Source organism: Gordonia sp. VNK21 (genome assembly GCF_046098115.1).
Taxonomy (GTDB): domain Bacteria; phylum Actinomycetota; class Actinomycetes; order Mycobacteriales; family Mycobacteriaceae; genus Gordonia.
Genome location: NZ_JBJURU010000025.1, coordinates 6,317 through 8,567, shown reverse-complemented (window position 1 = coordinate 8,567; position 2,251 = coordinate 6,317). Strand labels below are relative to the sequence as shown.

The following is a 2,251-nucleotide window of genomic DNA, read 5'->3' as shown; positions in this document are numbered from 1 at the left end:
CGGCGGCGCCGGAGTGTACGTGGTCCCCGAGGACGGCAGCCCGGTGCGCGGCGTGCACGGCGGCACCGACCGGCTCTCCCGCATGCTGGGCGAGCTGCTGGTGGCCACGGACAGCTCGGGGCAGGTGGCGGTGCTGCGCACCCCGCCCGGCGCCGCCGGCTATCTGGCCAGCGCCCTGGACCGCTCCAGCCTGCCTGAAGTGGTCGGCACCATCGCCGGTGACGACACCATCTTCGTGCTGGCCCGCGAGCCGCTCACCGGGGCGGGACTGGCCGAACTCATCGAAAAACTGGTCTGAGCCCAGACCGCCGACCACGACCACCTCAGGAGAACAGACGTATGGCCGAGAGTGCTGATCAGCCCGCCGAGAACGCCGGATCGGGCGGCGCCACCAACACCGGGGCGCTGTGGGGCGGCCGGTTCGCCGGCGGCCCGGCCGCGGCGATGGCGGCGCTGAGCAAGTCCACCCACTTCGACTGGGCGCTGGCCCCGTACGACATCGCCGCCTCGCAGGCGCACGCCCGGGTGCTTCACCGGGCCGGACTGCTCACCGACGAGGAGCTGACCGGCATGCAGGCCGCGCTCGAGGTGCTCGCCCGGGACGTGGCCGACGGCACCTTCGTGGCCGCCGAGCGCGACGAGGACGTGCACGGCGCCCTCGAACGCGGACTCATCGAACGGGCCGGCGCCGAACTCGGTGGCCGGCTGCGGGCCGGACGGTCGCGCAACGACCAGGTCGCCACCCTCTTCCGGATGTGGCTGCGCGATGCGCTGCGCCGGGTGGCCGGGGGACTGCTCGACCTGGCGCAGGCTCTGGTCGATCAGGCCGCCGCGCACCCGGGGGTGGTGATGCCCGGCAAGACGCACCTGCAGGCCGCCCAGCCCGTGCTGCTCGGGCACACCCTGCTCGCCCACGCCCAGCCGCTGCTGCGCGATGTGGCCCGGATCGTCGACGCCGACCGGCGGATCGCAGTCTCCCCGTACGGTTCCGGTGCGCTGGCCGGTTCGTCGCTGGGGCTCGATCCGGCCGCGATCGCCGCCGACCTGGGCTTCGACCAGGCCGCCGACAACTCGATCGATGCCACCTCGTCCCGCGACTTCGCCGCCGAGGCGGCCTTCGTGCTGGCCATGATCGGCGTGGACCTGTCCCGGCTGGGGGAGGACGTGATCCTCTGGTCGACGCCGGAATTCGGCTACGTGACCCTGGCCGACGCCTGGTCCACCGGCAGCTCGATCATGCCGCAGAAGAAGAACCCGGACGTCGCCGAACTCGCGCGCGGCAAGTCCGGCCGGCTGATCGGCAATCTCACCGGCCTGATGGCCACCCTCAAGGCGCAGCCGCTCGCCTACAACCGGGACCTGCAGGAGGACAAGGAACCGGTCTTCGATTCGGTGGCCCAGCTCGAACTGCTGCTGCCGGCCGTGGTGGGACTGGTCAGCACCCTCACCTTCCACCCCGAGCGGATGGCCGAGCTGGCGCCCGCGGGCTTCACCCTCGCCACCGACATCGCCGAATGGCTGGTTCGCCAGGGGGTTCCGTTCCGGGTGGCGCACGAGGTGGCCGGGGCGTGCGTCCGCGAGGCGGAGAGTCGCGGGGTGGGCCTGGACCAACTCGACGACGAGACCTTCGCCTCGATCAATCCGGCGCTGACCCCGCAGGTGCGCGAGGTGCTGACGGTGACCGGATCCATCGAATCGCGCAATGCGCTCGGCGGGACCGCCTCGGTTCAGGTCCAGCGCCAGATCGATGTCGCGGGCGCGACGATCGTGCGGCTCGCCGGTGATCTGGGCATCTCGCGCGGGGCCCGCTGACGCGCCGTTCGACCAACAGCTAAGGGGTGACCTGCATCGCAGTCGAAACGGCGAGCGGGTCAGGGGAGATACGACTCGTGGAAAGAGGGGACTGGGCGAGCGGCAAAGCTGACGCTACGTCCAGTGTGGAATCGACAACCAGCTTGCCGCGCAGTCGCCCGGGGCGCGCTCTACGGGTCTAGTGGCCGCTCGGCGTGCTAGCAGCGCGGGCGCTGTAGCTAGACCGCGACCTGGACTTGGCTCCGCCAGGGCGGCTCGCGTAACGCGCTAAGCTACCTAGGCCAGTGGCAGTCGTGGAGCGCGTGGACGCCCCAGTCGCGGCCTAACTAGCTCCGCTTCCAGAGCAGCAGCTCAACCAGGTCCGGGTGGGGCGCTGAGAGGCGGAGCGCCTGCGTGCGGGGCCGGTGGAGCACGCGGTGGGCCTTGCCTTGGGGGACCG

1 protein-coding gene and 1 pseudogene are annotated in these 2,251 nt (G+C 71.7%); both read left to right on the top strand.

The window, feature by feature from the left end; translation table 11 throughout:
• Positions 1-298: pseudogene (locus tag ACJMNC_RS17765) on the top strand (arginine repressor); the annotation flags it as partial.
• 41 nt (positions 299-339) lie between these two features.
• Positions 340-1,812 carry an argininosuccinate lyase gene (argH, locus tag ACJMNC_RS17760; protein WP_408949285.1) on the top strand — a complete coding sequence of 491 codons (1,473 nt, stop codon included), beginning with the start codon at positions 340-342 and terminating at the stop codon, positions 1,810-1,812.
• Positions 1,813-2,251: the final 439 nt, after the last annotated feature.

Coding starts and splice junctions, on each gene's coding strand:
- argH (WP_408949285.1), top strand. CDS start 340: ATGGCCGAGAGTGCTGATCAGCCCGCCGAGAACGCCGGATCGGGCGGC.